21 protein-coding genes and 1 pseudogene are annotated in these 22,426 nt (G+C 59.5%); 12 read left to right on the top strand and 10 right to left on the bottom strand.

What is annotated here, in order from left to right; genetic code table 11:
* Positions 1-29 precede the first annotated feature (29 nt).
* Positions 30-377 (top strand): hypothetical protein, encoded by a 348-nt coding sequence (locus CTT34_RS13235; RefSeq protein WP_159342839.1) that lies wholly within the window; start codon positions 30-32, stop codon positions 375-377.
* On the opposite strand, the gene CTT34_RS13230 is transcribed toward CTT34_RS13235, so the two are convergent.
* The gene (locus CTT34_RS13230) at positions 374-586 is read right to left on the bottom strand and encodes a DUF3820 family protein (RefSeq protein ID WP_159342838.1); all 213 of its coding nucleotides are present in this window, start codon (positions 584-586) and stop codon (positions 374-376) included. The genes CTT34_RS13235 and CTT34_RS13230 overlap by 4 nt on opposite strands.
* A 147-nt stretch (positions 587-733) precedes the next feature.
* Here CTT34_RS13230 and mqo point away from each other — a divergent pair, with 147 nt between their 5' ends.
* Positions 734-2,407, top strand: coding sequence for a malate dehydrogenase (quinone) (gene mqo / locus CTT34_RS13225; protein ID WP_159342837.1), 1,674 nt, complete (start codon positions 734-736; stop codon positions 2,405-2,407).
* A gap of 64 nt (positions 2,408-2,471) precedes the next feature.
* On the opposite strand, the gene CTT34_RS13220 is transcribed toward mqo, so the two are convergent.
* Positions 2,472-3,341: a LysR family transcriptional regulator gene (locus CTT34_RS13220; protein WP_159342836.1), complete on the bottom strand. Its 870-nt coding sequence runs from the start codon at positions 3,339-3,341 to the stop codon at positions 2,472-2,474.
* Positions 3,342-3,487: 146 nt separating this feature from the next.
* Here CTT34_RS13220 and CTT34_RS13215 point away from each other — a divergent pair, with 146 nt between their 5' ends.
* Complete coding sequence (locus CTT34_RS13215) at positions 3,488-3,913, top strand: VOC family protein (RefSeq protein WP_159342835.1); 426 nt, start codon at positions 3,488-3,490, stop codon at positions 3,911-3,913.
* Between the two features lie 20 nt (positions 3,914-3,933).
* Here CTT34_RS13215 and CTT34_RS13210 read toward each other — a convergent pair whose 3' ends face one another.
* Complete coding sequence (locus CTT34_RS13210; RefSeq protein ID WP_159342834.1) at positions 3,934-4,827, bottom strand: AraC family transcriptional regulator; 894 nt, start codon at positions 4,825-4,827, stop codon at positions 3,934-3,936.
* Positions 4,828-5,022: 195 nt separating this feature from the next.
* Between CTT34_RS13210 and CTT34_RS13205 the strand changes: the two genes are divergently transcribed.
* Together CTT34_RS13205 and CTT34_RS13200 are read left to right on the top strand one after the other, a co-directional pair.
* Positions 5,023-6,084: an NAD(P)-dependent alcohol dehydrogenase gene (locus CTT34_RS13205; RefSeq protein WP_159342833.1), complete on the top strand. Its 1,062-nt coding sequence runs from the start codon at positions 5,023-5,025 to the stop codon at positions 6,082-6,084.
* A 171-nt stretch (positions 6,085-6,255) separates the two neighbouring features.
* Positions 6,256-7,905 carry a methyl-accepting chemotaxis protein gene (locus CTT34_RS13200; RefSeq protein ID WP_159342832.1) on the top strand — a complete coding sequence of 550 codons (1,650 nt, stop codon included), beginning with the start codon at positions 6,256-6,258 and terminating at the stop codon, positions 7,903-7,905.
* A 96-nt stretch (positions 7,906-8,001) separates the two neighbouring features.
* Here the strand turns inward: CTT34_RS13200 and CTT34_RS13195 are convergent, their stop codons facing one another.
* Complete coding sequence (locus CTT34_RS13195) at positions 8,002-8,769, bottom strand: class I SAM-dependent methyltransferase (protein ID WP_159342831.1); 768 nt, start codon at positions 8,767-8,769, stop codon at positions 8,002-8,004.
* A gap of 300 nt (positions 8,770-9,069) precedes the next feature.
* Between CTT34_RS13195 and CTT34_RS13190 the strand changes: the two genes are divergently transcribed.
* From CTT34_RS13190 to CTT34_RS13180, 3 genes and pseudogenes are all read left to right on the top strand, one after another.
* Positions 9,070-9,876 (top strand): formate/nitrite transporter family protein, encoded by an 807-nt coding sequence (locus CTT34_RS13190; RefSeq protein WP_159342830.1) that lies wholly within the window; start codon positions 9,070-9,072, stop codon positions 9,874-9,876.
* A 36-nt stretch (positions 9,877-9,912) separates the two neighbouring features.
* Positions 9,913-10,644, top strand: a pseudogene (gene nfsA / locus CTT34_RS13185) (oxygen-insensitive NADPH nitroreductase).
* Between the two features lie 10 nt (positions 10,645-10,654).
* Entirely contained in the window at positions 10,655-11,308 is a 654-nt protein-coding gene (locus CTT34_RS13180; RefSeq protein ID WP_159342829.1) for a hypothetical protein, read from the top strand.
* Here the strand turns inward: CTT34_RS13180 and CTT34_RS13175 are convergent.
* The 5 genes from CTT34_RS13175 to CTT34_RS13155 form a co-directional block, all read right to left on the bottom strand.
* The gene (locus CTT34_RS13175) at positions 11,305-12,147 is read right to left on the bottom strand and encodes a PEP-CTERM/exosortase system-associated acyltransferase (protein ID WP_159342828.1); all 843 of its coding nucleotides are present in this window, start codon (positions 12,145-12,147) and stop codon (positions 11,305-11,307) included. The two genes, CTT34_RS13180 and CTT34_RS13175, sit on opposite strands and share 4 nt — an antisense overlap.
* Positions 12,148-12,153: 6 nt before the next feature.
* Positions 12,154-15,012 carry a bifunctional diguanylate cyclase/phosphodiesterase gene (locus tag CTT34_RS13170; RefSeq protein WP_159342827.1) on the bottom strand — a complete coding sequence of 953 codons (2,859 nt, stop codon included), beginning with the start codon at positions 15,010-15,012 and terminating at the stop codon, positions 12,154-12,156.
* A gap of 28 nt (positions 15,013-15,040) precedes the next feature.
* Positions 15,041-16,252 (bottom strand): porin family protein, encoded by a 1,212-nt coding sequence (locus tag CTT34_RS13165; RefSeq protein ID WP_159342826.1) that lies wholly within the window; start codon positions 16,250-16,252, stop codon positions 15,041-15,043.
* Positions 16,221-16,688, bottom strand: coding sequence for a hypothetical protein (locus CTT34_RS13160; protein WP_339119463.1), 468 nt, complete (start codon positions 16,686-16,688; stop codon positions 16,221-16,223). Before CTT34_RS13160 ends, CTT34_RS13165 begins: the two co-directional genes overlap by 32 nt.
* A gap of 264 nt (positions 16,689-16,952) precedes the next feature.
* A complete protein-coding gene (locus CTT34_RS13155) occupies positions 16,953-17,885 on the bottom strand; it encodes a glycerophosphodiester phosphodiesterase (protein WP_159342825.1) in 933 nt (310 codons plus the stop codon).
* A gap of 245 nt (positions 17,886-18,130) precedes the next feature.
* Here CTT34_RS13155 and CTT34_RS13150 point away from each other — a divergent pair, with 245 nt between their 5' ends.
* Together CTT34_RS13150 and CTT34_RS13145 are read left to right on the top strand one after the other, a co-directional pair.
* Positions 18,131-18,820, top strand: a complete 690-nt coding sequence (locus CTT34_RS13150) for a VIT1/CCC1 transporter family protein (RefSeq protein WP_159342824.1) — start codon at positions 18,131-18,133, stop codon at positions 18,818-18,820.
* Positions 18,821-18,853: 33 nt separating this feature from the next.
* A complete protein-coding gene (locus tag CTT34_RS13145; RefSeq protein ID WP_159342823.1) occupies positions 18,854-19,252 on the top strand; it encodes a VOC family protein in 399 nt (132 codons plus the stop codon).
* Here the strand turns inward: CTT34_RS13145 and CTT34_RS13140 are convergent.
* The gene (locus CTT34_RS13140) at positions 19,249-20,139 is read right to left on the bottom strand and encodes a LysR family transcriptional regulator (RefSeq protein WP_159342822.1); all 891 of its coding nucleotides are present in this window, start codon (positions 20,137-20,139) and stop codon (positions 19,249-19,251) included. The genes CTT34_RS13145 and CTT34_RS13140 overlap by 4 nt on opposite strands.
* Positions 20,140-20,262: 123 nt before the next feature.
* Between CTT34_RS13140 and trpB the strand changes: the two genes are divergently transcribed.
* On the top strand, positions 20,263-21,480 hold the full coding sequence (gene trpB / locus CTT34_RS13135) for a tryptophan synthase subunit beta (protein ID WP_159342821.1): 1,218 nt from the start codon (positions 20,263-20,265) through the stop codon (positions 21,478-21,480).
* A gap of 20 nt (positions 21,481-21,500) precedes the next feature.
* A complete protein-coding gene (gene trpA / locus CTT34_RS13130; RefSeq protein WP_159342820.1) occupies positions 21,501-22,319 on the top strand; it encodes a tryptophan synthase subunit alpha in 819 nt (272 codons plus the stop codon).
* The last annotated feature ends 107 nt before the right edge of the window (positions 22,320-22,426 follow it).

Below are 22,426 nucleotides of genomic sequence, written 5' to 3'. Positions count from 1 at the left end.
TACCGCCGCTTAGAACGAGTAACTCCCCCATGCACTCAGCCGATGTCGACGCTCTTGCCCGCCAAGTCCGTGCCCTTCTGATGCAAGCTCCCTCCAACGCGTTGCCGATGACCTATCAGCACGTTGCCAGCGCGCTAGGGCTGACGCCCCCGCGCACCATTGCACGGGTGGCCCAAGCGCTCGAGCAGTTGATGGACGAGGACGTCGCCGCCGGGCGACCCATGATCGCCGCGCTGGTCATCAGCCGTCGGGGTGACGACATACCGGCCACCGGCTTTTTCGAGAAAGCCGTCGCGCTAGGCCGGTTTCCGGACGACCCCGACCAGCATCGCCACCGTTACATGGAAGAGCGAGCGCAGGCGCTGCGCGCTCGTTAACGGTTGCGTAGCGGTGTGAGCAGATCGCTCAGGCCGTTATGGTCGATCTCATGCATCAGTTGCAAGAGCTGTCCAATCTCGCCGTTGGGAAACCCCTCCCGGGCAAACCAGTTCAAATAAGGGCCCGGTAGATCGGCGATGAGCCAGCCTTCGTATTTGCCAAACGGCATCGTTCGCGTCACCAATGTTTCCAGGTCTTCTGGCTTCATGCGTTAATTCCTTTCATTCTCATTTAAGGTTTCTTTTATGTTCCCGTGAACAGGGTTATTTGTTAGACTTTCGTCGCAATTTTTATCCCCTCGACGCTGGGCACCCGCTGTTCCGGCACGTCATTTCTGTATCGTCAGGGACATGACATGCAAAAACGTTTAAGTCTGTTACTTTGTTCACCACTGTTAGCCCTTGCCGCCATGCCCGTCGCCGCCGATGAACCGGTCGACGTAGTGCTGATTGGCGGCGGTATCATGAGCGCGACCCTGGGCACTTACTTGCAAGAGTTAGAGCCTAAGTGGGACATTCATCTCTATGAGCGCCTGGATCAAGTCGCTCAAGAGAGTTCCAATGCTTGGAACAACGCCGGTAGCGGCCACTCTGCGTTCATGGAAATGAACTACACGCCGGATGCCAGTGGCCGTGTCGAGATCCAGCGCGCGATCAACGTCACCGAGCAGTTCGAGATCTCTCGTCAGTTCTGGGCGCATCAGGTCGAGAACGGCATTCTTGGTGAGCCCTCCTCATTTATCAATAGCGTGCCGCACATTGCCGTGGTGTGGGGCGATGAGGACGTCAATTTCCTGCGCGAGCGTTACGACGCCATGACGCAGAATCCGCTATACGCGGGCATGGAGTACTCGGAAGATCGCGCTGAGCTGGCCGAGTGGATGCCGCTGGTCATGGACGGTCGTGAAAACGACGACCGCCCGGTGGCTGCCACGCGCATGCAGATGGGAACCGAGGTGAACTACGGGGCTCAGGCCCGTGAGATGGTTGAAGCGCTGACACGCAGCGAGCACTTCACGCTGGGGTTGAACAGCGAAGTGCGCGACCTGACCCGCAACGACGATGACACTTGGCACGTCACCATTGCCAACTTGGAAAGCGGTGAAGAGAGCACCGTCGATGCGCGCTATGTGTTTATCGGCGCAGGCGGGGCTGCGCTTCCGCTGCTGCAGGCATCGGGGATTCCCGAGGCCGAGGCTTACGCGGGCTTCCCCGTTGGCGGCCAGTTCCTCTACACCACCAACCCGGACGTGGTGTCGCAGCACGACGTGAAAGCGTACGGTAAAGCGGGGGAAGGGTCGCCGCCCATGTCCGTTCCGCACCTGGACCTGCGCTACTTGGATGGTGAACCGGCGCTGTTCTTCGGCCCCTTCGCCACGTTCTCCAGCAAGTTCTTGAAAGAGGGCTCTTGGACGGACTTGTTTGGCTCCATGACGCTGGACAACACCTGGCCCATGGTGGAAGTCGGTCTGGATAACTTCAATCTGGTGAGCTACCTCGTGGGCCAGGTACTGATGTCTGACGATGACCGCTTCGAAGCGCTGCAAGCGTACTACCCCAACGCTAACCGCGACGATTGGGAACTGTGGACGGCGGGCCAGCGCGTACAGATCATCAAGAACGACCCCGAGCGTGGCGGCGTACTGCAATTCGGTACGGAAGTCGTGACGTCGCAAGACGGCACCATGTCTGCGCTGCTGGGCGCTTCGCCGGGTGCTTCGACTGCGCCGTCGATCATGCTTGGCCTGCTGGACCGCGTATTCCCGACTCACGTGGCAAGCGACGAGTGGCAGTCCACGCTGACCGAGATCATTCCTTCCTACGGCCAAAAGCTGGCAGAGAATCCTGAGCTGTTGAGCGAGGTGCGCGCTTACACGGCACGGACGCTCGCGCTAGACGAGCCCATGAATCTGTCCAACGAGGCCGACGCCGCAGACGAATCCAACCAAGCCGCTGACGAGGCATCGCAAGAAGAGCCGAGCGCTACAGAAGACAGCGCTACGGAAGACGAGAACACCACCGAGGCCTAGGCCACGTGCAGGATGGGCTCATTTGCGCCAGCCTTCGGGCTGGCGTTTTAGTGTGCAGCAGCGGTTACTTGGTGGCTACTTGCGTCAGCAGGGCGGCCAGGGCCTGGGCCGGTTCGCTGAGCTGACCGCTAGCGCGGTGAACGATACCGATATCGCGATGGAAGGTGTGCTCGTTCAAGTCGATGGCCCGCACGCCAGTGGGCCAGCGCTGGAGAGCGCTTGGTTGCGGTGCCAGCGCGACGCCCACGCCGTTGGCCACTAGCTGTACGATGGCGTCGAGCTCGTCGACTTCACACACATCATGTACTTGGCAGTGATTGTCTCTCAGAAAGCGGTCGACCTGGCGCCCGCCAAACGAGGCGCGGTCATAGCGCACGAACGGCTGGCTGGAGAGTAACTCACGCCAATCGTTACCGGCCATTTGGCGGGGCACCAGTAACCGAAACGGCTCATGGGCAAGAGGCTGCCAGCGTAGGTCGCTGTGTAGCGAAAAAGGTGGACGAATGATCACCGCCATATCCAGCTCCCCCGCATCCACCTGATTCATCAGCGCCAGTGACAGTCCCGGCACCACGCGGGAGCGGCATTCGGGAAATTGGCGATGAAAGCGCGCCAATACGCTTGGTAGCAGCGAGCGCTGAATGGAGGCTATCGCCCCCAAGGTAACGCGGGTAGCGGCCTCTTGCCCAGCGGAGGAGGCGCCTAAGGTGCCGTACAGGGCCAGCAGTGCCTGGGCTTGTTGTAGCGTTTTGTGTCCGCGCTGGGTGAGAACCGCTGCCCGCCCGCTGCGTTCGAACAGCGCCACGCCAAGCTCGGCCTCCAAGCGCTTCATCTGCGCGCTGACGGCGGCTTGGGTCAAGCCGATACGTTGGCCCGCTGCCGCAAAGGTGCCGTGCTGGGCAACGGCGATGAGCGTCCTGAGTTCGCGGATCATGGTCTATGTATTCATCAATAAAAGTTGTGAATAGATCAAAAAAACAATTGATTTTATTTTTACATGCCGCCTTTTAGGATAGTGACACGGGCCTAGCGCAGCGCGCTAGCCATCTACCAACAAAAGCACCCTATCAGGAGACACCCATGAGCCTTTCCCCTTTTCACTTGGCGATTCCCGTCTACGACGTCGCCTTGGCGCGCACTTTCTACAACGATGTGTTTGGTTTGGAAGAGGGTCGCTCCAGCGATCACTGGGTCGACTTCAACTTCTTCGGTCATCAGCTCGTCATTCATGAGCACCCCAAAACGCCGGGTCAGGAGAGCGCCCATACCAACCCGGTAGATGGTCATAACGTGCCGGTGCCGCACTTTGGGGTGATTTTGGAGTGGGACGAGTGGGAAGCGCTGGCCGAGCGGTTGAAAGCGCGTGGCACTGACTTCGTCATCGAGCCTTACATTCGCTTCAAAGGCGAAGTGGGCGAGCAGGCCACCATGTTCCTGCTCGACCCCTGCGGTAACGCGCTGGAGTTCAAGGCCTTCAAAGACAAGCGCCAAATCTTCGCTAAATAAGCGTCGAACGCCCGTGCGCCTCACGCGCGCAGCGCCTGCTCCTGGCGGCGATGCTGGAGGGGCGACTCACCAAAATAGCGTTTATAGTCGCGGCTGAACTGCGGCACGCTGCGGTAACCCACCGCCAGTGCCGCTTGATTCACGTTGTGGCTATCCTGCAAGAGGAGCTGCTGCGCTTTGATCAAGCGCAGCCGTTTGAGGTACTGGGCAGGCGAGGCGCGGGTAATTTGCTTGAAGTGCTGGTGAAACGTCGACACGCTCATGTTCGCCTGCTGCGCGAGCTGCTCTACTGAAAAATCGTCAGCAAAGTGGCTGTGGAGCTGCGAGAGCACTTGCACGATACGTGAGTAGTTGCCGTGCCCCTGTACCAGCGCGCGTAAGGCAGGCCCTTGTTCGCCCTTGAGCGCCTCGAATACCACGTCGCGTATGCGGGCATCGCCCATGGTGCTGCACTCCACCGCATCATGCAGGGTGCGCGCCAAGCGTAAGACGGCCGCCTGCATCCCCTCGTTCATTGCCACCGAGGCCATCGGCAGGGGCGTGATGTCCGGCTGGTAACGGTCGCCCATGGCGGTGACCATTTCACTGAGCAGTGCCGGGTCGAGTTTGACCGAAATGCCCAGCAGCGGCGCCTCCGGAGAGCCGTGGGTCTCGCACTCGAATGGCAGAGGAAGCGTTTGAACCAGGTAGTGCCCAGGGTTGTAGTGAATCTCCCGATCGCCCAGATAGCCTACTTTACGCCCTTGGGCGATGATGATGAGACTCGGTTCATACATCAGCGGCGTGCGTACCTGGTGTCGGCCTAGGCAGAGCAGGCTGACGCGGTTCAGGCGGGAGGGGCTGGGTCCATCGCTCTTTACGAGCGGAGTGATGAGGTCGGCAAGGGCATTGCCGACATGGGCGGTGCTGGCCATGGACTCTCCTTACGCTTTGCAATCGTTGGGTTGCGAGAATTATGACGTTTTTCTGACTTATTTTGTTATTTTATTGCACCTGGTTAGAGAAATAAGCAAAAAAAACGTAGCTTCGTTCATCGCTATCTCCCCTTAGGCAGCCAATAATGGAAGCACCTTTCCGCACCTGCGGGATGTATTTAAAAAGGAGTTTTCATGAGCCAAGCAAAATCTTACGCCGCGTTTTCCGCTGACAAGCCCCTCGCGCCGTTTACCTTTGATCGTCGTGAGCCGCGTCCCGACGATGTTGCCATTGAAATCCTTTACTGCGGCGTATGCCACAGCGACCTGCACTTTGCCCGTAACGACTGGGGCATGAGCCAGTACCCGGTCGTGCCGGGCCACGAAATCGTGGGCCGCGTCACGGCCGTGGGCAGCGACGTGACCCGTTTCAAAGCTGGTGACCTGGTCGGCGTGGGTTGCATGGTCGATTCCTGCCGCACCTGCTCTGCCTGTCAAGATGGCGTAGAGCAGTACTGCCTGGAAGGATTCACCATGACCTACGGCAGCTCGGACCGCCAGGACGGTACCCTGACTCAGGGCGGCTACTCCGACTCCATCGTGGTCAGCGAGCACTTCGTTCTGCAGATGCCTGACGGTATCGATCTGGCCTCCGCGGCGCCCATCCTGTGTGCCGGTATCACCACCTACTCGCCGCTGAAGCATCACGGCGTTGGCAAAGGCCACAAGGTCGGCGTGATCGGCATGGGCGGTCTGGGCCACATGGGCGTCAAACTGGCCAAGGCGCTGGGTGCCGAAGTGACCGTATTCACGCGCTCCGATGCCAAAGTCGAAGAAGCCAAGCGCAACGGTGCCGACCACGTGGTGGTTTCCAGCGACCAAGCACAGATGGATGCCGTGGCCGAAACCTTCGACTTCATGCTCGATACCGTGCCGGTTCAGCACGACTTGAACCCCTACCTGGCGTCGCTGAAGTATGACGGTACGCACATTCTGGTCGGCCTGCTAGAGCCCATCGAACCAGCCATCGAAGCGTTCAACCTCGTGTTCAAGCGTCGCGTCGTGGCAGGCTCTTTGATCGGCGGCATTGCGGAAACCGAAGAGCTGCTCAAGCTGTGCGCCGAGCAGAACATCACCTGCGATATCGAAATGCTCGATATCAACAAGATCAACGAAGGCTTCGAGCGCATGGAGAAAGGTGACGTGCGCTATCGCTTCGTGATCGACATGGCGACTCTAAAAGAGACCGCTGCCTAAGCCATCGAGCGTCGGCAAGCCCACCCCCTCAAGGCGGTGGGCTTTTTTGTTTTGTCGTTATGTAAAATTTATTGGTATACAAAGGTCGTAGTGGCGTCATATTTCTGCTCGTCTTGCTTTACCCTCCTGACAGGTGGGGTAACAACTAATAAAGCAGAAGGGAACGCAGCGATGAAACAACTCTCCATCAAGTGGAGCCTGACGGCTGCCTTGGCACTGCTCGTAGTGATGATCGGCTTGATCAGCGCGCTGGGGTTTTACACCAATACCACCAGCGATCGAGCACTCAGCGAGATCAATAACATCAACGTGCGACTCGCCAACTTGGCGAACCGCACCCAAGTGAATGCGCTTAGGGCGCAAACCTTCCTCGACCGCTCGGCCAGTTTCAGTACCCAGGGCAATCCGGATAAAGGGCAGGAGAGCCTGGCCATGGCGGCAGACGCCGTGACGGCAGCGCAAAGCCGCTTTGACGAGTTCTCGGCGATTCCCGTAACACCGGAAAGCGAGCTGGCCCAGAGGCGTGACAACGTGATCGCGGCCTATCACGCCTTCGTGACTGACGGCATCGTGCCGTTATTGGATGCCGCGCCGTTTCAAATTCAGCGCCAACAGGAAGCGTTGGGCGAGCTGGGGGCTAACCTGGATACCGCGATGGGCGAGTTCGTGGCCTACACCGAGGCACGCGGCCAGCAAGTCATGGGCCAGGTGGAGCGCTTGGCGACGATTGGCGGTGCGGTAGCGGTTGGTCTGCTGCTGTTTTCCCTGCTGGCGGCGATCGTCATTCGTATGGCGATGATGCGTGGCGTGGTGACCCCGCTCCAGCAGGCGCTGGGGCATTTCGACCGCATTGCCAACGGTGATTTGACCGGGCGTATCGAAGACCGTGGCCGTAACGAAATTGGTCAGCTCTTCATCGGTTTAGCGACCATGCAAGAGAAGCTGAAGACACTGGTGATGTCGCTGCGTAGCAGCAGTGAACACGTCTACAGCGGCGCCAGCGATATCTCGTCGGGCAGTCAAGACCTCTCTTCACGTACCGAGCAGCAGGCCTCGGCGCTGCAACAAACGGCCTCCAGCATGGAGCAAATGGCCACCACGGTGAGCAAAAATGCCGAGATAGCCCAGGAGGCCGACCAGCTCTCGGTCGCGGCCTCCCAATCTGCTGAGGCGAGCGGCGAAGAGGTCGAGCGTACCGTCCAGCTCATGCGCGAGATCGCCGCCAGCGCCGATCGGGTCAACGATATCATCGGTGTGATCGACTCGATTGCCTTCCAAACCAACATTCTGGCGCTCAACGCCTCGGTAGAGGCGGCGCGGGCAGGCGAGCAGGGGCGTGGCTTTGCGGTGGTGGCAAGCGAAGTGCGCTCGCTGGCGACCCGCAGTGCGGAGTCGGCCAAAGAGATTCGGGGGCTGATCGAACAAACCACCACCCAAATCAACAGCGGCGCCACGCAGGCCGAACGGAGCGGCGAGACGCTGAGCCAGACCGTCGACGCCATTCGTCAGGTCACCACGCTGATGGGGGAGATCTCCACGGCTACCCGAGAGCAAAACAGCGGCATCGAACAGATCAACGCCGCACTGACGGAAATGGACTCGGTGACCCAGCAAAACGCTGCGCTGGTGCAGCAAACCAGCTCGGCGGCAAGCGCGCTGGAAGGGCAAGCCAGCCAGCTTGCGACGCTCATGGCAACGTTCCGGCTAGCCGAAGGGAGCCAGCCGCCTGCGGCTAGCGCCCCGTTGGTGGAGCAGCGCCCGGCGGCCAAGCCTGCTGCGCAGTCGACGGTGTCGAGCAGCGACGACTGGGATGAGTTCTAACCAGGGGCCCTATCTGTCTATCTTTCTCATCCGTACATCCCTCTCAGGGCGGCTATCGAGCCGCCCTGTTTTTTGGAGCGATAAGAGGAAACGCGTTTAAACGTGGGCGACGACGCGGATGCGCACGTAGTCTGCCGTCCAGTTGCCGTGGCCGTCGCTCAGGCTGTGGGCCAGCAGGTTGAGGGTGTTATCGAAAATGGCATCTTTCAGGTCCTCTTCCAGGCCGTGGAAGAAAGGAGTGGCAAAGGTATCCAGCCAGCTCGCCATGCCCGTCGGCAGCGGCGTAGGGCGGGGAATGAGCTCGACGCTATCGACCCGAAAGCCGACCGTTTGCAACAGATTGGTGTACTCCTGGGTAGTGGGGAAGTACCACGGGTGACGGCCCTTCGAGCTGATACCGCGGAACTGGAGCGAGGCAATCAGCGCGGTGCAGATAGCCGCCACGTTGCCATGGCCACCAAACTCTGCCACGAAACGCCCACCGGGCTTCAAGGCGCGTTTTATGCCCGCCAGTACGGCTTGCGGGTCGAGCATCCAGTGCAGCGCCGCGTTGCTGAAGACCGCGTCGAATTCGTGGTCGAAGGGCAGCTGATGCCCGTCGATCACGCGCGCCGTTACGCCGCGCTGTTGGGCGGCGGCAACCATCTCTGCTGAGGCATCGATCCCTACGACGTCCGCGCCAAGCTGCATGATGCGTTCGGTGAGGGCACCGTCGCCGCAGCCCACGTCCAAAATGCGCTGACCTGGTTGGGGCGAAAGCAGGCGGAGGACCTCCGTACCTAGATCGGGAACAAAGCTGGCGTGCTCCGCATACCGACCGGCGTTCCATGCCTGGCCGGGCGGTGTGTGAGAGGCGTTAGACATATCGGCTTCCTAGCAACGTGATGAGGCCTGAGGGTTAGAAATAGTATAGCGAGCGTTGTCTTTCTCGCGTGCAACATCGCGTAAAAATTCTTTATCCACCGTACGTTAACCCCCTTGAGTGGCTACCCAATCTTAGACAATAGCGTTACGCTGAAAACTCACTAGGGAGAGAGCCAGCATGAACCAACAGCACCAAGCGGATGACAATTTTGAAGGGGGGATCAGCGTCGTGAGGAGCACGGCCAGCATGAGCCAGCTTCCCAGGCGTCGAGTAATCAGCAGGAAGCGCGAGAGGCGAACTTGCCCTCCAGAGCTGCCGTGGTGCATCAGCATTTACGCTTAGAGGGGCAAAAGGAGCTCTCGCGAGACTCCATGGCGCTGCTATGGTCGGCCATTGCGGCGGGTATCTCGATGAGTTTCTCCATGGTGGCGCGCGGCGTCATGCATGCCCATCTGCCGCAAACCGACATTGGCTTTTTAGTCGAGTGTCTAGGCTACACCGTGGGCTTCATTGCCGTCATTTTGGCCCGCCAACAGCTCTTTACCGAAAACACGGTCACGGCCGTGCTGCCCGTCATGAGCCGCCCAACGCTGCCGAACCTTGGAGCATTGGGCAGGTTATGGGGCGTGGTACTGGTAGGCAACCTGATGGGGGCCGCGCTCTCTTCCTTTACCTTCCTGCACATGCCGATGTTCGACGAGGCAACGCACCAAGCGTTCATCGCCCTTGGGGAGCACATGATGGCGAATACGCCCATGGAAATGTTCTCTAAAGGGATTCTCGCTGGTTGGATGATTGCGACCCTGGTGTGGCTGATTCCCGCCGCCGACCAGGCCAAGGTGTGGATCATCATCATCGTGACCTACGTCATGGCGATTGGAGAGTTCACTCACATCATCGTCGGCACCAGCGAAGCGCTGTATTTGGTGTTCGATGGCCATATTTCCTGGTACGACGCGGTGGTGGGTTTTGCACTGCCGACGCTGGCCGGTAACGTCATTGGCGGCACCTTCATTTTCGCGCTGATCAGCCATGCACAGATTCGTGGCGACGTCGAGGCGCAGCGGGAGTGTAAGCAGGGCCTGTTCAACCGCCGTAAACACTAACCCGCCCAATGGACAACCACCCAAGAGGTACGTGATATGAACGATGTGATCAAGCTACTCAATGCCCACCGGTCGATTCGTAAATTCACCGATCAAGCGATTCCCCAGGGGCTACTGCGTGAACTGATTCAAGCGGGCCAAGCGGCAGCGACGTCGAGCCATGTGCAGGCGTACACGGTGATTCATGTCAAAGATACCGCCAATCGCGAAGCGATTGCCGAGCTGGCCGGTGGCCAAGGTTACGTGGCTAGCAGCGCGGCGTTTTTGGTCTTCTGTGCCGACATGAAGCGTCCCACCGACGCCTCTGAGCGTACCGGCGCCAATGTCGAGCGCGGCATGACCTAACAGCTGCTGGTCGCCACCGTGGATACGGCGCTCATGGCGCAAAACGTGGCGGTCGCCGCCGAATCAGAAGGCCTGGGTATTTGCTACATCGGCGGTATTCGCAATGACCCGGACGCCGTCAGTGAGCTGCTGCGTCTGCCAGCCCATGTCTACCCGGTGTTCGGCATGTGTCTGGGCTACCCAGCGCATCAGCCGGAAGTGAAGCCGCGCCTGCCCGTTGAAGCGATTCTGAAAGAGGACTACTACACTGATGATAGCGATCATGTGGCCGCCTTTGACGACACCATGCAGGCGTACTATCAGTCTCGGAGTAGCGGCAATAAAAACAGTGATTGGTCGCACAACCTAACCCCTCTGTTCGATAGCAAGCTGCGCCCCCATATGCGTGACTTCTTGGTGAAACGCGGCTTTACCATGAAATAAGGAGTCCTCTATGTCTCTACAGCGTGCCTACGTGCTACTGGCCGGACTTTACAGCCTGCTACCCGTGATGGGAGTCGTGGCGATCTTTTCCGGTGGGGGAACACCGCTTGCCATGGCGCACCTGTTTTTCGGGGCGCTGGGCGTGGTAGGGCTGTGGGGATACATCTTGAATCGCGCCGTCATGAGTCAGCGCATGTGGCGACCATTGGCAGCGGTCTTGTCGTTGGGGAGCTTGCTGCAGCTCGTCATTATGCTGACCATGCCGGTGTCCGGCGTGCTGCTGACCTGGATGCTCACCAGCAGCATTTTCGCCGTGCTGCTGGCGGTGCTGCTCTACCACTACGGCAACCGCGACCAGCCGCTTTGGGCCACTGACGAAGAGCGTGACGCGGCCCAGCGGCTAGCGACGCTGCTGGCGCAGCAGCCAAACGTCACGCTGGTACACCGGGAGCCGGGCCATGAAAACAGCGTCAAGGTGGCGAAGGTGGGCAGCGACTACCTCGCCAACGTCACGCGTCGCTATCACACCGAAGACGAGGTTCGCCAGGAAACCTTCGAACGTCGCTTCCGACATCCCGAAACGCTGGTCTATTTCGTCGACAAGTTTGCCAGCATCACCCCCCAAAGCGTGTCGACGCCATCTACCGCTGCGCCTGCGGCTTAATGAGCATAGACGCAGGTGGTGGCCGGTAGTTGGGCGGCAAGCTGCGTCTTGATGGTGTGGTAAAGCGGAACGATGCGCTTAGGCAGGCTCTCTTCCGCGACCCGCTGGTCGATGTAGTAGGGCGCGCGACTGCCGCAGTAATTGATGACCCCACCTACCTGATGGAAATGCAGCCCCGAGGCTTTCAATAAACGGCTAAAGCGCGGCTCTAACATGGCAAAAACATGGTAGCGCCCGCTGAGCCCCACCATGGCCGTGGCCGCTAAAAAGAGGCTCAGGCTCAAGAGCGCTGGGCTCTCTTTGATGCTTTCGTAAGGCGTTTGAAGCGCTGGAAAAGGCGAGGGACGTCGTGCATCAGAGGTGGAAGCGGCTAGCCCAGCGCGGCCTTTCGGCTTTTTACGAACGGTGGGGTGAACGGCTAAGCGCGATACTTCGCAGGTTTTATGAAGTGGAAACGTATGCGGGTGGGCGTCGGGAATAAAGAGGTGGGCATGATAGTAATCTTCCAGCGGTAGGCCTCGGGCGGGTTGTCCTGGGGCGGGGTCGATCAATACCACCCTGACGCAGCCCACGTCGATCCCCGTGGCGTTATGGTGAAGCAAACAGAGCAGCGAGTGTTGATCGTGCTCGTCGCGCTCGATGTTCAGAGCGCTTTCCTTGCCAATGGCGTAGTTGAGTTCTTCGATGAATACCGCGTGGCGCAGTGCAAACGCCCGGTGCTGCTCGTCGGGGGTTTGGGCAATCAGCAGTCTGAAGTGGTCGTTGAAAAACGTAGGGCTAAAGGTCGTGTCTTCGAGGATCTCTGGCGTGGTCATGGCGGGGGTTATTGTCGTTATCACCAGCGTTCATCCTTTTAGTAGCTGCGCCAGGGGCAGGGGTTTGCCTACATAAAAGCCTTGTCCGTAAGCAATGCCGTACTCTTTTAAAATAGGCAGCAGTGCCGCCTGGTCGACAAACTCTGCAATGGTTTGTTTGCCAAACCCTTTGGCGATGTCGGCGATGGCTTTCACAATGGTATGGCTATCGGGATTGATCAATAAGCTGCGAATGAACGAGCCATCTATTTTGATGTAGTCCACCGGTAGCTGACCCAAGTAGTGAAAGCTGCTGAACCCAATGCCGAAGTCGTCCAGGGCCGTACGGCAGCCTAAATCGCGTACGGTTTGCAGCACGTTGCGCGCGGTCGAAAAGTCGGTGATCGCGGCGGTTTCGGTGACTTCCAGAATCAAATGGTGGGGGTCGGTGCCACTGTGCTGTAACTCGTCGGTCAAGTACTGTTTGAGCTCCAGGTCGTGCAGCGACTGCCCCGACAAATTCACAGCCAAGGAAATGCCCCGCGCTTGCAGCGTACCCAGGGCTTCCAGGCTATGTCGAAGGACCCATCGGTCAAGCGGCACGACCAAGCCGCTCTGTTCGGCAATGGCAATGAAGTGCTGAGGGGCAATCAGGCTGCCGTCCGGCGCGCGAAGACGCAGCAGCACTTCATAGTGCTTCATTGATTGGTCGGACAAGTGCACGATGGGTTGCACCATCAGTTCGAAGCTGTCGTTCTCCAGCGCGTGATGGAGCTGCTCGACCCAGTAAACGCGATCTTGTAGTTCGTCTTTGGCGTTCTCGGCCTGAGAGAGTAGATACCAGCGCTGGTGAGTGCTCTCTTTGGCCTTGTACATCGCCATATCGGCGCTTGCCAGCAGGTCGGCGGGGGTGCGGCCATGTAGAGGGAAAAGCGCAATGCCCATGCTGGCAGAAATATGGTGCTTTCGGCCTGCCGATTGAAAACCGATGCCGCTCAGTAGCTGGCTGATGTACCCCGCCATGCTAATGGCCTGCTCACTGCTGACGCCCTCCAGTAGCAGGGCGAATTCGTCGCCTCCCAGACGGGCGATGATGCTGCGCTGGCCAAGGTTCAAGAACAGCGTCTCGGCGACCTCACGCAGCAAGTGATCGCCGACATGGTGGCCGCTGAGTTCATTGATCTCTTTGAACTGATCCAAATCCAGCAGCACGATGGCCCCTTCGCTGTTCTTCAGCAGGGCGCTCTGCAGCGCATCCTGGAAATAGCGACGGTTGAACAGCTCGGTCAGCGGGTCGCGCTCAGCGAGCCAGGTCAGTCGCTCTTCGGCGGCTTTGCGTTCGGTAATGTCCAGCCCGACCGAAATGCGCAGCGCATCGTCTCGGGGGCTGACCGGCAGCACGGAGTGGTACCAGACCACGGTACAGCAGCGCTTGTCGGCGGTTTGCAGGATTTTTTCTTCCTGCTGGGGTGTGGTCAGGGCGGTATCGAGCGGCGCGTCTTTTGCAATGAAACGGCTTGGCAGCCCGGTGAGCGGGGCATGGTCAAAAATGTCCGCAAAATACCGGCCCATCAGTTCGCTATCTTTCAGCGCGAGCCGGGTGCGCGTGTACGCGTTGACTCGCTGAATGCGCCCCTCACGGTCGTGTACCACGATGAAGACCTGAGCGGTATCCAACAGGCTATTCACGAAGTCTCTTTCATGGGCCAGCTCGTCGATGCGCTCGGCAAGCTGGCTGCTGTGCTCGGTCACGCTGGACTCCAAGTGCTCGAGCTGGTTCGCCAGGGTGCGGGTCGCGTTCTCCAGGACATCGATCTCATTGGAAAGCCGAGGCGCGCGCTGGGGCAGCTTGCCTCGCACTCCCGTAAAGTCGCCTCTCGCTAGTGCTGGTAGCAGCGCGGCAACCCGGCGCAGCCGGGCCATGGGCCCGAGCAGAATCGCGAGCAGCAGCAGCTCGGCGGCCAGCCAGCCCACCACGCCGAGTAAGAGCAGCGTATTGGTGGCTTTCTGAATGGCCACGGTTTGCGCCGTGACATCGGAAATCAGTAGAAAATAGCCCGTGCTGCGCCAGTCGGCATCGTCCTCCATGTAAACGGCGCTGAGTTCCAGGTAGCGCTCCGCGTACGGCAAATTCAGCGGCCGCTCGGCCAGCTCCACGATGGGCGCCGTGAGGGCAGCGCGCTCCAATAAGGGGAGCGTGACCTCGCGGCTGGTGAGGGCAACCAAATGGCCGTTCCACTGTGCTATCCGGCGGCTGGCGTCCATGCCGGGCGTGCCGCTATAGCCCGTCACCATCAACGCGACTTCGCTGCCGGACACCTCTCTGGCTTCGCGGGTCACGTCGGCCAGCGAGCGGGATAGCACCACCATGCCAATGCTGCTGCCCTCCATCAAAATGGGCACGGCCGCATACTGCTGGCAGTTCAGCCCACAGCGTAGCGTGGTGATGGGGGCCTCGCGGGCGAGCACGTCCTCCACCCACCCCTCGACGGGGATATCCACCGCGCTTTGAATGCCGCCGGAGTGGCCGAGCAAGCGCCCTAGCGGATCGAAGACGAAGACCTCATCGATCCCCGCCTCCAACTGCAAAGAGGGCCACTGAGCGCGTAGGGCGTCGTCGATGGCGGTGGTGTCTCCCACGGCCAGCGCATCCACGAGGGGCGGTGCCGAGGCGGTCAATCCTGCTAGTTGACGCAGGTTGTTTGCTGTGCGTTGAAGGGCGAGCCGTATTTCGCGCTGCTGGCGCTCATGGTGGGCCAAGCGGCTACTTTCGAACTGCTGGGCAAGATGGTGATGCCCTAACCAAATGAACAGCGCGACCAATATCAGCAACAGCAGGCTGCTAAGCGCGGTGACCCGCCAGGCGAGACTAAACCGATGACGTGTTGGCAATGGTGAAAACCGATTCATCACGGCAGTTCCCGATCCGTTCAATGGGCTAGAAGCGCAGCGATAGTTGAAACAGCAGCATGTTCCAGTGTTGGCGTGTGGCGCTGGCCTCTGGGTTGTCTTGTTTCGGCAGCCACCCGGTGCCATCCACGGCGTGGTACTCACCCGCTAACATGAGCGTAGGCGTGGGCGACCACTGTACGCCCAGCGTAACGTCATCGGCGAACTGTGAGTGGGCTGGGCCGAGGCCTGCCTGTTCGTAACGCTGACCCGAACGGTCATCGGTATTGTTGATCAGGCGATCAAAACGAACTAGCCCGCTCCAGCTAGGCGTGAAGCGATACTGATACTGCACGTACCAACTCTCGCCGGTGATATCGAACGTGCGCGGCAGGTTTTCGCCAGCCAGCGACTGCTGGCGTAGCGCGTATTCCGCCGTCAGGCTCCAGAACTCTTCGTTGTATTGAAGCGACGCAATCCAGGGCTGGAAATCGAAGTCGGCCGCTTGCCCGCCGAACGAGGTGTCGAGGTTCACCGTGGCGGTGCTTAGCGCCGCGACCCACTGGCCGGAAGGGGCTTCGTATAGCAGCTGGGCAATCGCGGAAGGCTCTGCCGCCGAGACATCGTTGGCCGCACCGTTGAAGAGCTGTCGCGTTAGCTCCGAGCCCGTTTGCGGGCGGCCCAGCCCGCTACGAAAACGCAGTGTGCCCGCGTCCATGTGCTCTTCCCAATAAAAGCTAACGCCGTCGGCGGCCAAGCCAAGGGCGCGGGTGCGGTCAAAATAGATGGATTGCGGCAACAAGATGCTGGGCCGGGTAAACGCCACGTCGCGGGTTTGGTTGTACAGGCCAAAAGGGTTCTTGAAGCGACCTAGCTGGACACCCAGCGTGCGCGAGGTGGTCGAGCGCATTTGGTAGTCGATCACCCCGTAATCCAGCGTCGGCACGGCATCCTCGGTATCGCCGCCGGCACGGCGGCTGAGCAGTTGGGCGGCCACCAGCACTTGACGGTGAGGGCGGTACGAGGCGTTCAGCCCCAGCTCGGTGAACTCCAGACTACCCGCGTGATCGCTACTGGCACCAAAAACGTCGTTATCATCGGTAATGACCAACGCCTGACTGAGAAAACCGTGAACCTGAAGCGTATCCCAGCGGCCTCCATCGCCGTGGACGCTCAGGGGCAGCAGGGCCAACAGCCCTGTGGCTAGCCACGCCGTCGGCGCTCGGTATTCACTCCATTGAAATGACAAGGACGCTCTCATCCAAGTACTCCCTTTCAAGGTAACCCAGCGCACCCGGAGTGCCAGCGACCCGCTCACGCATCTCGGCTTGGTCGCGTACTCGGTTGGGGGCTTGCCCCATGCCGGAAAACACCATTCGATCCCACGCTAACTGTAGCTGATGGGGATAGACCCCCAGCTGCTCCTTGGTAAACCGGCCATGAACGGGATCTCGGTTAGGCAGCACGAAGACTTGGGCGGCTTGCCCATTGGGCCACGTGCGCTGGCGCATGGCGAACATGGCCCGCACCGTATCGCGGTGCACCTTTAGCGTGCCCACGGACGGGTGGGCAATCAACACGATCGTATCGGGTAATTCGTTGGGCTGGGCTGACGTCGTCACCAAGAACAGGCCGAGCGTCATTAACGCTGTCAGTGAAGCGCTAATGAGCGTGCGTCGCGGCCTCTTAAACGGCATGGCTCAGGGGGTACCTTGGCTTGCCGAACGTCAGGTTCATGCACCCTGTGGGGGTGGCCCACACGTTAGCTGTGAATGAGTGAATGACGTTTCTCCCTTACGGCGATCAACCAAAAAGATGAGTTAGAGAAAAGAGCTTATCGGCTTTTTTACGTAACGCAAGCAACAAAAAATGGCAAAAAGTGACAGGGCACTTAGGGTAATTTACATCACCCCAAGCGCCCTTGCGCTGTGGCGTATCAACGTTGCCACTCACTCTCCGGCTTATTCGTTCACCAGTTCCAGCAGGCGGTCAGGGTAATCGGTAAACAGGCCATTGACGCCCAGCGCCATCAAACGCTTCATGTCCTCTTGTTCATTGATGGTGTACACGTGAACCGGCAAGCCATTTGCCTGTGCCTGACGAACAAACGCAGCATCGATCACGGGTTGGCCCTGGTAGGCGGCATTGGTGCCAATCCCCACGGCGTATTCAGCAATGCGCTCGAAATCCTCGTCACGGATCGTGTCGGCCCCCGGCGTGGTGTCGTTCCACTCTGTGAAAGTGGCGTTATCTTGCTCGCTGGGGGAGTACCACAATAGTTGAATGAGCGGCACGTCTGGGTTCAGATCGCGCACTTTCAGCAAACTCTCCTGATCGAAGGACTGCACCAGGACGCGGCCTTGCTCGATCATGTCGTAGGCTTCCAGACGCGTCACCAGGGCTTCTTCCAACCCAGGGTTGAGATCGGGAGACTTGGTTTCGATGTAGTAACGGGTGGTATGGCCGAAATGATCGAAGAGCTCATCGAGCGTCAGGATCTGTGTGCCGCGATAGTCCTCGTCCAAGCGATCAGGGTAGGCCTCATGGAACCATGAACCGGTATCCAAGGCTTTCAGTTCGGCCAAGGTGTAATCGTGGATATGCCCTTCACCGTCACTGGTGCGCTCGATGGTGCCATCGTGAAACAGGACCACCTCGCCATCGGCGCTGAGCTGTGCATCCAATTCCAGGTAATCCGCCCCCCAGCGGTGGGCTAGCTCGTAAGCGGCCAGCGTGCTTTCTGGGGCATGCCCGCTGGCCCCTCGGTGAGCAATGACCTGAAAGCGATTCAGATCATCGAGCTGTTCAGCGAGCGGGGTAGCGTCGGCTGCCAGGGCCAACGAGGACGTGCTGGCCAGCAGCGTGAGGGGGGTGATCCATGAGGTGCGCAACATCATCACTCCTTGTCGTCGAGAGAGGTATGACCTTACCTGTCACACATGACAAACGCACGAAGTCGTGGGGCAGGCCACGATGATGATCTCGCCATACGACTAAACGACGTGAGGGAGCCAGCCACTGCGCGGTGTGAGGGGAGGCAGACAATATGCCTGCTGTTATCGGGTCATAACCTGCTAGTTTAAAAAGAGGGCCGATGAACCATCAGCGCCACGTCACTCATCCAACGGATAGGATAGCCATGACCCATCAAGAACATCACCGCTCTCATCGCTCAGGTTGGTTAAGAGCCGCCGTGCTTGGTGCTAACGATGGGATCGTGTCCACCAGTAGCCTGATTTTAGGAGTGGCGGCGGCGTCAACTGCGCAAAATGAGATCGTGTTGGCGGGGCTTGCGGGGTTGGTCGCGGGAGCTATGTCGATGGCGGCGGGGGAGTATGTCTCGGTCAGCTCGCAATCGGATACCGAGCGCGCCGATTTGGCCATGGAGCGAAAAGCGTTAGATCACCATTTCGACGACGAGAAAGAGGAACTGGCCGCAATTTATGTCGAGCGAGGATTAACGCCAGATCTAGCCCGTCAAGTGGCCGATCAACTAATGCAAAAAGATGCCTTGGGCGCTCATGCCCGCGATGAAATCGGCATCACTGCTGTCAGCCAAGCGCGGCCGTTGCAGGCCGCGCTCTCATCGGCGGCGATGTTTACCCTGGGGGCACTGCTGCCGTTGCTCGTCGCTTGGTGGGCACCCTCGGTGCTGCTGATCCCACTGGTGGCCATGGCCTCGTTAGCGTGCTTGGCGCTTCTGGGCGCGCTGGCTGCCAAAGTGGGCGGCGCTCCGGTGCGAACCGCCGCCCTGCGCGTGCTGTTTTGGGGAGCGCTGGCCATGGCGTTGACGTCGCTGATTGGCCGACTGTTTGGCGTTATGGCATAACCTAGGGGGACCAAGCGCGATAAGGAGAACCGTATGCTGGCTTATACAATGGTGGGAACCCAAGACCTAGCGCGTGCCCTGCAATTTTATACGCCGCTGTTCAATGCCATGGGGCTGGATATTTGCTGGCAGGAGGATAGCGGTGTCTCGTTTGGCGACCCGGACGATGTCAACGTACCCCAATACTTCGTGGGCTATCCCTTCGATGGCCACGACGCCACGGTGGGCAACGGGACCATGACCGCCTTTCAATTCACCGACATCAAAGAAGTCGACACGCTGCACCAGCTCGCCCTGGAAAGCGGCGGAAGCGACGAAGGCGCACCGGGCTTTCGCCCCCAATACGGCGAAGGCTTCTACGCCGCCTACGTCCGCGACCCGGATGGCAACAAGCTGGCATTCGTGGTGTACCCGCACCGAGTAGGGCTTTAACCTTCCAACGCCTTACGTAACCAGTCAGCCAGCGATTCGCTGCGGCGGGCGTTGGCGTGTTTGGGTAGCCACAGGCAGAGCTGTGCTGGGGTTTCGATACTGCCCCAAGGGGCGACAAGCCGTCCGCTTTTCAGATCATCTTCTACGAGTAGCTTCGGGGCGATGGCGACCCCTAGGCCCGCCACGGCAGCCTCTATGAGGTAGTAAAGATGCGCAAAGCCTTGGCCCTGTTGGAGGGCTGTTTTCAATGCGGCGGTTTCCAGCCCTTGGGCGTCTGCCCACTGGGGCCACGCTTGGGGGCGTGAGGCGGTGTAAAGGAGCTTGTTGGTAAACAGCGATGCGGGATGAGCGGCATCGCACCCATCCACCAAACGTGGGCTGGCCACGGCGCAAATTTCCTCAGACATCAGCTCAATCAGCTCGCCCTCGTCAGGCCACGGTGGCTCGAAAAAGGCCAGCGTTGCGCTGGTCTCCGGCTGGCCGGGCTGCTCAGAATCGCTCACTACCACCTGAAGTTTTAGCTCCGGTAGCGCCTGGTTTAAGCGGTCTAAACGGGGAATCAGCCAGCGGGCCAGCAGGCTGCCGGGGCAGGCCAGGGTAAACGGCGCTTCTTCCACTTCATGCTTGAGCCGGGTGCAACTATCCCTGAGTTTGGTGAAAGCTTCCCCCACGCCATTTTGCAATTGCTCTCCGTGGTGAGTGAGCACTAGCCCCCGCCCAGCTTTGGTGAACAGCGCCACGCCAAAATGCTCATCCAGGCTCTTTAGCTGGCGGCTTACCGCGCCGTGGGTCACGCTTAGCTCATCGGCGGCGGCGGTTACGCTGCCTAGCCGGGCGGTGGCTTCAAAGGCGCGCAGAGCACTTAAGGGCGGCAGGCTGTGGTGCATGGGGGCCTCTTCAAATAGTTGCGTAAAACTCACAGGTGATTGCCATCTTATCGATTTTTCTTCCCGCCTGCCTGCGCTAACGTCATCACAACCCTAAATCGCACCCAAAACGCAGAGGTCGTGATGAACAAACCTTTAAGCCTACCCGATGCCAACGGGCTGTTTGGCAGTTTCGGTGGCCGCTTTGTCGCTGAAACCCTGATGCCGCTGATTCTTGAGCTGCAGGATGAGTACACCACTGCCAAAAACGACCCGGAGTTTCAGCGCCAGCTCGCCTATTTTCAGGGTGATTACGTCGGCCGCCCCAGCCCGCTCTACTTTGCCGAGCGGCTCACCGAGCACTTCGGCGGCGCGAGCATTTATCTCAAGCGTGAAGAGCTTAACCACACCGGCGCGCACAAGATTAACAACTGCATTGGTCAAGTGTTGTTAGCCAAGCAGATGGGCAAAAAGCGCATCATCGCGGAAACCGGCGCAGGCATGCACGGCGTTGCCACCGCTACCGTGGCTGCGCGTTTTGGTTTGCCCTGCGTGATTTACATGGGTGCCACCGACATCGAGCGCCAGCAGCCCAACGTATTCCGCATGAAACTGTTAGGGGCGGAAGTAATCCCCGTCACTTCAGGCACCGGCACGCTGAAAGATGCCATGAACGAAGCGCTGCGCGATTGGGTCACGAACGTCGACGACACCTTCTATATCATTGGCACCGTGGCAGGCCCGCACCCTTACCCGGCGATGGTGCGCGATTTCCAAGCGGTGATTGGACATGAAACCCGCGCTCAGATGCTCGAAAAACAGGGCCGTTTGCCGGATTCGCTGATTGCCTGCGTGGGCGGCGGCTCTAATGCCATGGGCCTGTTCTACCCGTTCATTAATGATGACAGCGTTCACATGGTGGGCGTGGAAGCAGGCGGCAAAGGCGTCAACAGCGGCCTGCACGCCGCCAGCCTGAACGGCGGCACCCCTGGCGTGCTGCACGGCAACCGCACCTACCTGCTGCAAAACGAAGATGGTCAGATTATCAACGCTCACTCAATTTCCGCAGGGCTGGACTACCCCGGCATCGGCCCCGAACACGCCTGGCTGCACGAGCAAGGGCGGGTCGAGTACGTTTCCGCCACCGATGACGAAGCGCTGGAAGCATTCCAAATCTGCTGCCGCCAAGAGGGCATCATCCCCGCGCTAGAAACTGCCCACGCCCTGGCTGAAGTGGCTAAGCGCGCGCCGACACTTCCCCGCGAGCACCTGATGGTGGTCAACCTCAGTGGCCGTGGTGATAAAGACATGATGAGCGTGGCCCACCACCTGGGCGATAAATTCGGAGTGAAAAACGTATGAGCGCGCTACAGGAGAACGACATGACTAGCACCTCTCGTCTTGAATACTGCTTTACCGCGCTCAAACAGCAAAACCGCCCGGCGCTGGTCAGCTACCTCACCGCTGGCGACCCGGACGCCGAGACCTCCCGCCGCATGCTGCACGGGTTGCCGGAAGCAGGCGTGGATATCATCGAGCTCGGCATGCCGTTCAGCGACCCCATGGCCGATGGCCCCGCCATTCAAAAAGCCGCTCTGCGCGCGCTGGAAAACGGCCAGACCCAAGCCAAAACGCTGGAGATGGTGCGCCAGTTCCGTGAGCAGAACAGCACCACCCCCATCGTGCTGATGGGCTACTACAACCCGATTTACTGCTACGGCGTCGAGCGCTTCTTAACCGATGCCGCCAAGGCCGGGGTAGACGGGCTGATCGTGGTAGATTTACCGCCCGAACACGACGAAGAGCTGTGCCAGCCCGCCGCCCAGCACGGCATCGATTTTATTCGCCTCGCTACGCCCACCACCGATGCCAAACGCCTGCCCAAAGTGTTGGCCAATGCCTCTGGGTTTATCTACTACGTTTCCGTGGCGGGGGTGACGGGCGGCAGCGCCCCAACACCGGAGCGTCTAGAAAGCGCCGTTAACCAGCTGCGTGAACACACACCGCTGCCCATCGCCGTAGGCTTTGGTATTCGCACCGCCGAACAGGCCGCCACCATTGGCCGCTTCAGCGACGCCGTGGTTGTAGGTTCTGCGCTGGTAGACTGCATCGAACACGCCAGCAGCGGTGATGACGCCGTGATGCGGGTGCATGGGCTGGTGAAAGAACTGGCGGAGAGTGTGAGAGGGTGTAGACATTAGGCATCGCATCGTTGAGCAGTGAATGTAAACAGCGAACGCTTGGAGTAGTTGCAAAAAAAGAGCTAATATGAGGGCTAGAAAAGGAGCTTTTTTATGGCTTCAGGAGG

Origin of the sequence: Halomonas meridiana (genome assembly GCF_009846525.1) — a bacterium.
GTDB lineage: Bacteria > Pseudomonadota > Gammaproteobacteria > Pseudomonadales > Halomonadaceae > Vreelandella.
Note: the sequence above shows the minus strand (reverse complement) of the source record. Positions and strands in the feature narration are given on the sequence as shown.

Bases quoted from the DNA above. Each gene is read 5' to 3' on its own strand.
- CTT34_RS13235 (WP_159342839.1), top strand. From the start codon at position 30: ATGCACTCAGCCGATGTCGACGCTCTTGCCCGCCAAGTCCGTGCCCTT.
- CTT34_RS13230 (WP_159342838.1), bottom strand. From the start codon at position 586: ATGAAGCCAGAAGACCTGGAAACATTGGTGACGCGAACGATGCCGTTT.
- mqo (WP_159342837.1), top strand. From the start codon at position 734: ATGCAAAAACGTTTAAGTCTGTTACTTTGTTCACCACTGTTAGCCCTT.
- CTT34_RS13220 (WP_159342836.1), bottom strand. From the start codon at position 3,341: ATGATCCGCGAACTCAGGACGCTCATCGCCGTTGCCCAGCACGGCACC.
- CTT34_RS13215 (WP_159342835.1), top strand. From the start codon at position 3,488: ATGAGCCTTTCCCCTTTTCACTTGGCGATTCCCGTCTACGACGTCGCC.
- CTT34_RS13210 (WP_159342834.1), bottom strand. From the start codon at position 4,827: ATGGCCAGCACCGCCCATGTCGGCAATGCCCTTGCCGACCTCATCACT.
- CTT34_RS13205 (WP_159342833.1), top strand. From the start codon at position 5,023: ATGAGCCAAGCAAAATCTTACGCCGCGTTTTCCGCTGACAAGCCCCTC.
- CTT34_RS13200 (WP_159342832.1), top strand. From the start codon at position 6,256: ATGAAACAACTCTCCATCAAGTGGAGCCTGACGGCTGCCTTGGCACTG.
- CTT34_RS13195 (WP_159342831.1), bottom strand. From the start codon at position 8,769: ATGTCTAACGCCTCTCACACACCGCCCGGCCAGGCATGGAACGCCGGT.
- CTT34_RS13180 (WP_159342829.1), top strand. From the start codon at position 10,655: ATGTCTCTACAGCGTGCCTACGTGCTACTGGCCGGACTTTACAGCCTG.
- CTT34_RS13170 (WP_159342827.1), bottom strand. From the start codon at position 15,012: ATGAATCGGTTTTCACCATTGCCAACACGTCATCGGTTTAGTCTCGCC.
- CTT34_RS13165 (WP_159342826.1), bottom strand. From the start codon at position 16,252: ATGAGAGCGTCCTTGTCATTTCAATGGAGTGAATACCGAGCGCCGACG.
- CTT34_RS13160 (WP_339119463.1), bottom strand. From the start codon at position 16,688: ATGCCGTTTAAGAGGCCGCGACGCACGCTCATTAGCGCTTCACTGACA.
- CTT34_RS13155 (WP_159342825.1), bottom strand. From the start codon at position 17,885: ATGTTGCGCACCTCATGGATCACCCCCCTCACGCTGCTGGCCAGCACG.
- CTT34_RS13150 (WP_159342824.1), top strand. From the start codon at position 18,131: ATGACCCATCAAGAACATCACCGCTCTCATCGCTCAGGTTGGTTAAGA.
- CTT34_RS13145 (WP_159342823.1), top strand. From the start codon at position 18,854: ATGCTGGCTTATACAATGGTGGGAACCCAAGACCTAGCGCGTGCCCTG.
- CTT34_RS13140 (WP_159342822.1), bottom strand. From the start codon at position 20,139: ATGCACCACAGCCTGCCGCCCTTAAGTGCTCTGCGCGCCTTTGAAGCC.
- trpB (WP_159342821.1), top strand. From the start codon at position 20,263: ATGAACAAACCTTTAAGCCTACCCGATGCCAACGGGCTGTTTGGCAGT.
- trpA (WP_159342820.1), top strand. From the start codon at position 21,501: ATGACTAGCACCTCTCGTCTTGAATACTGCTTTACCGCGCTCAAACAG.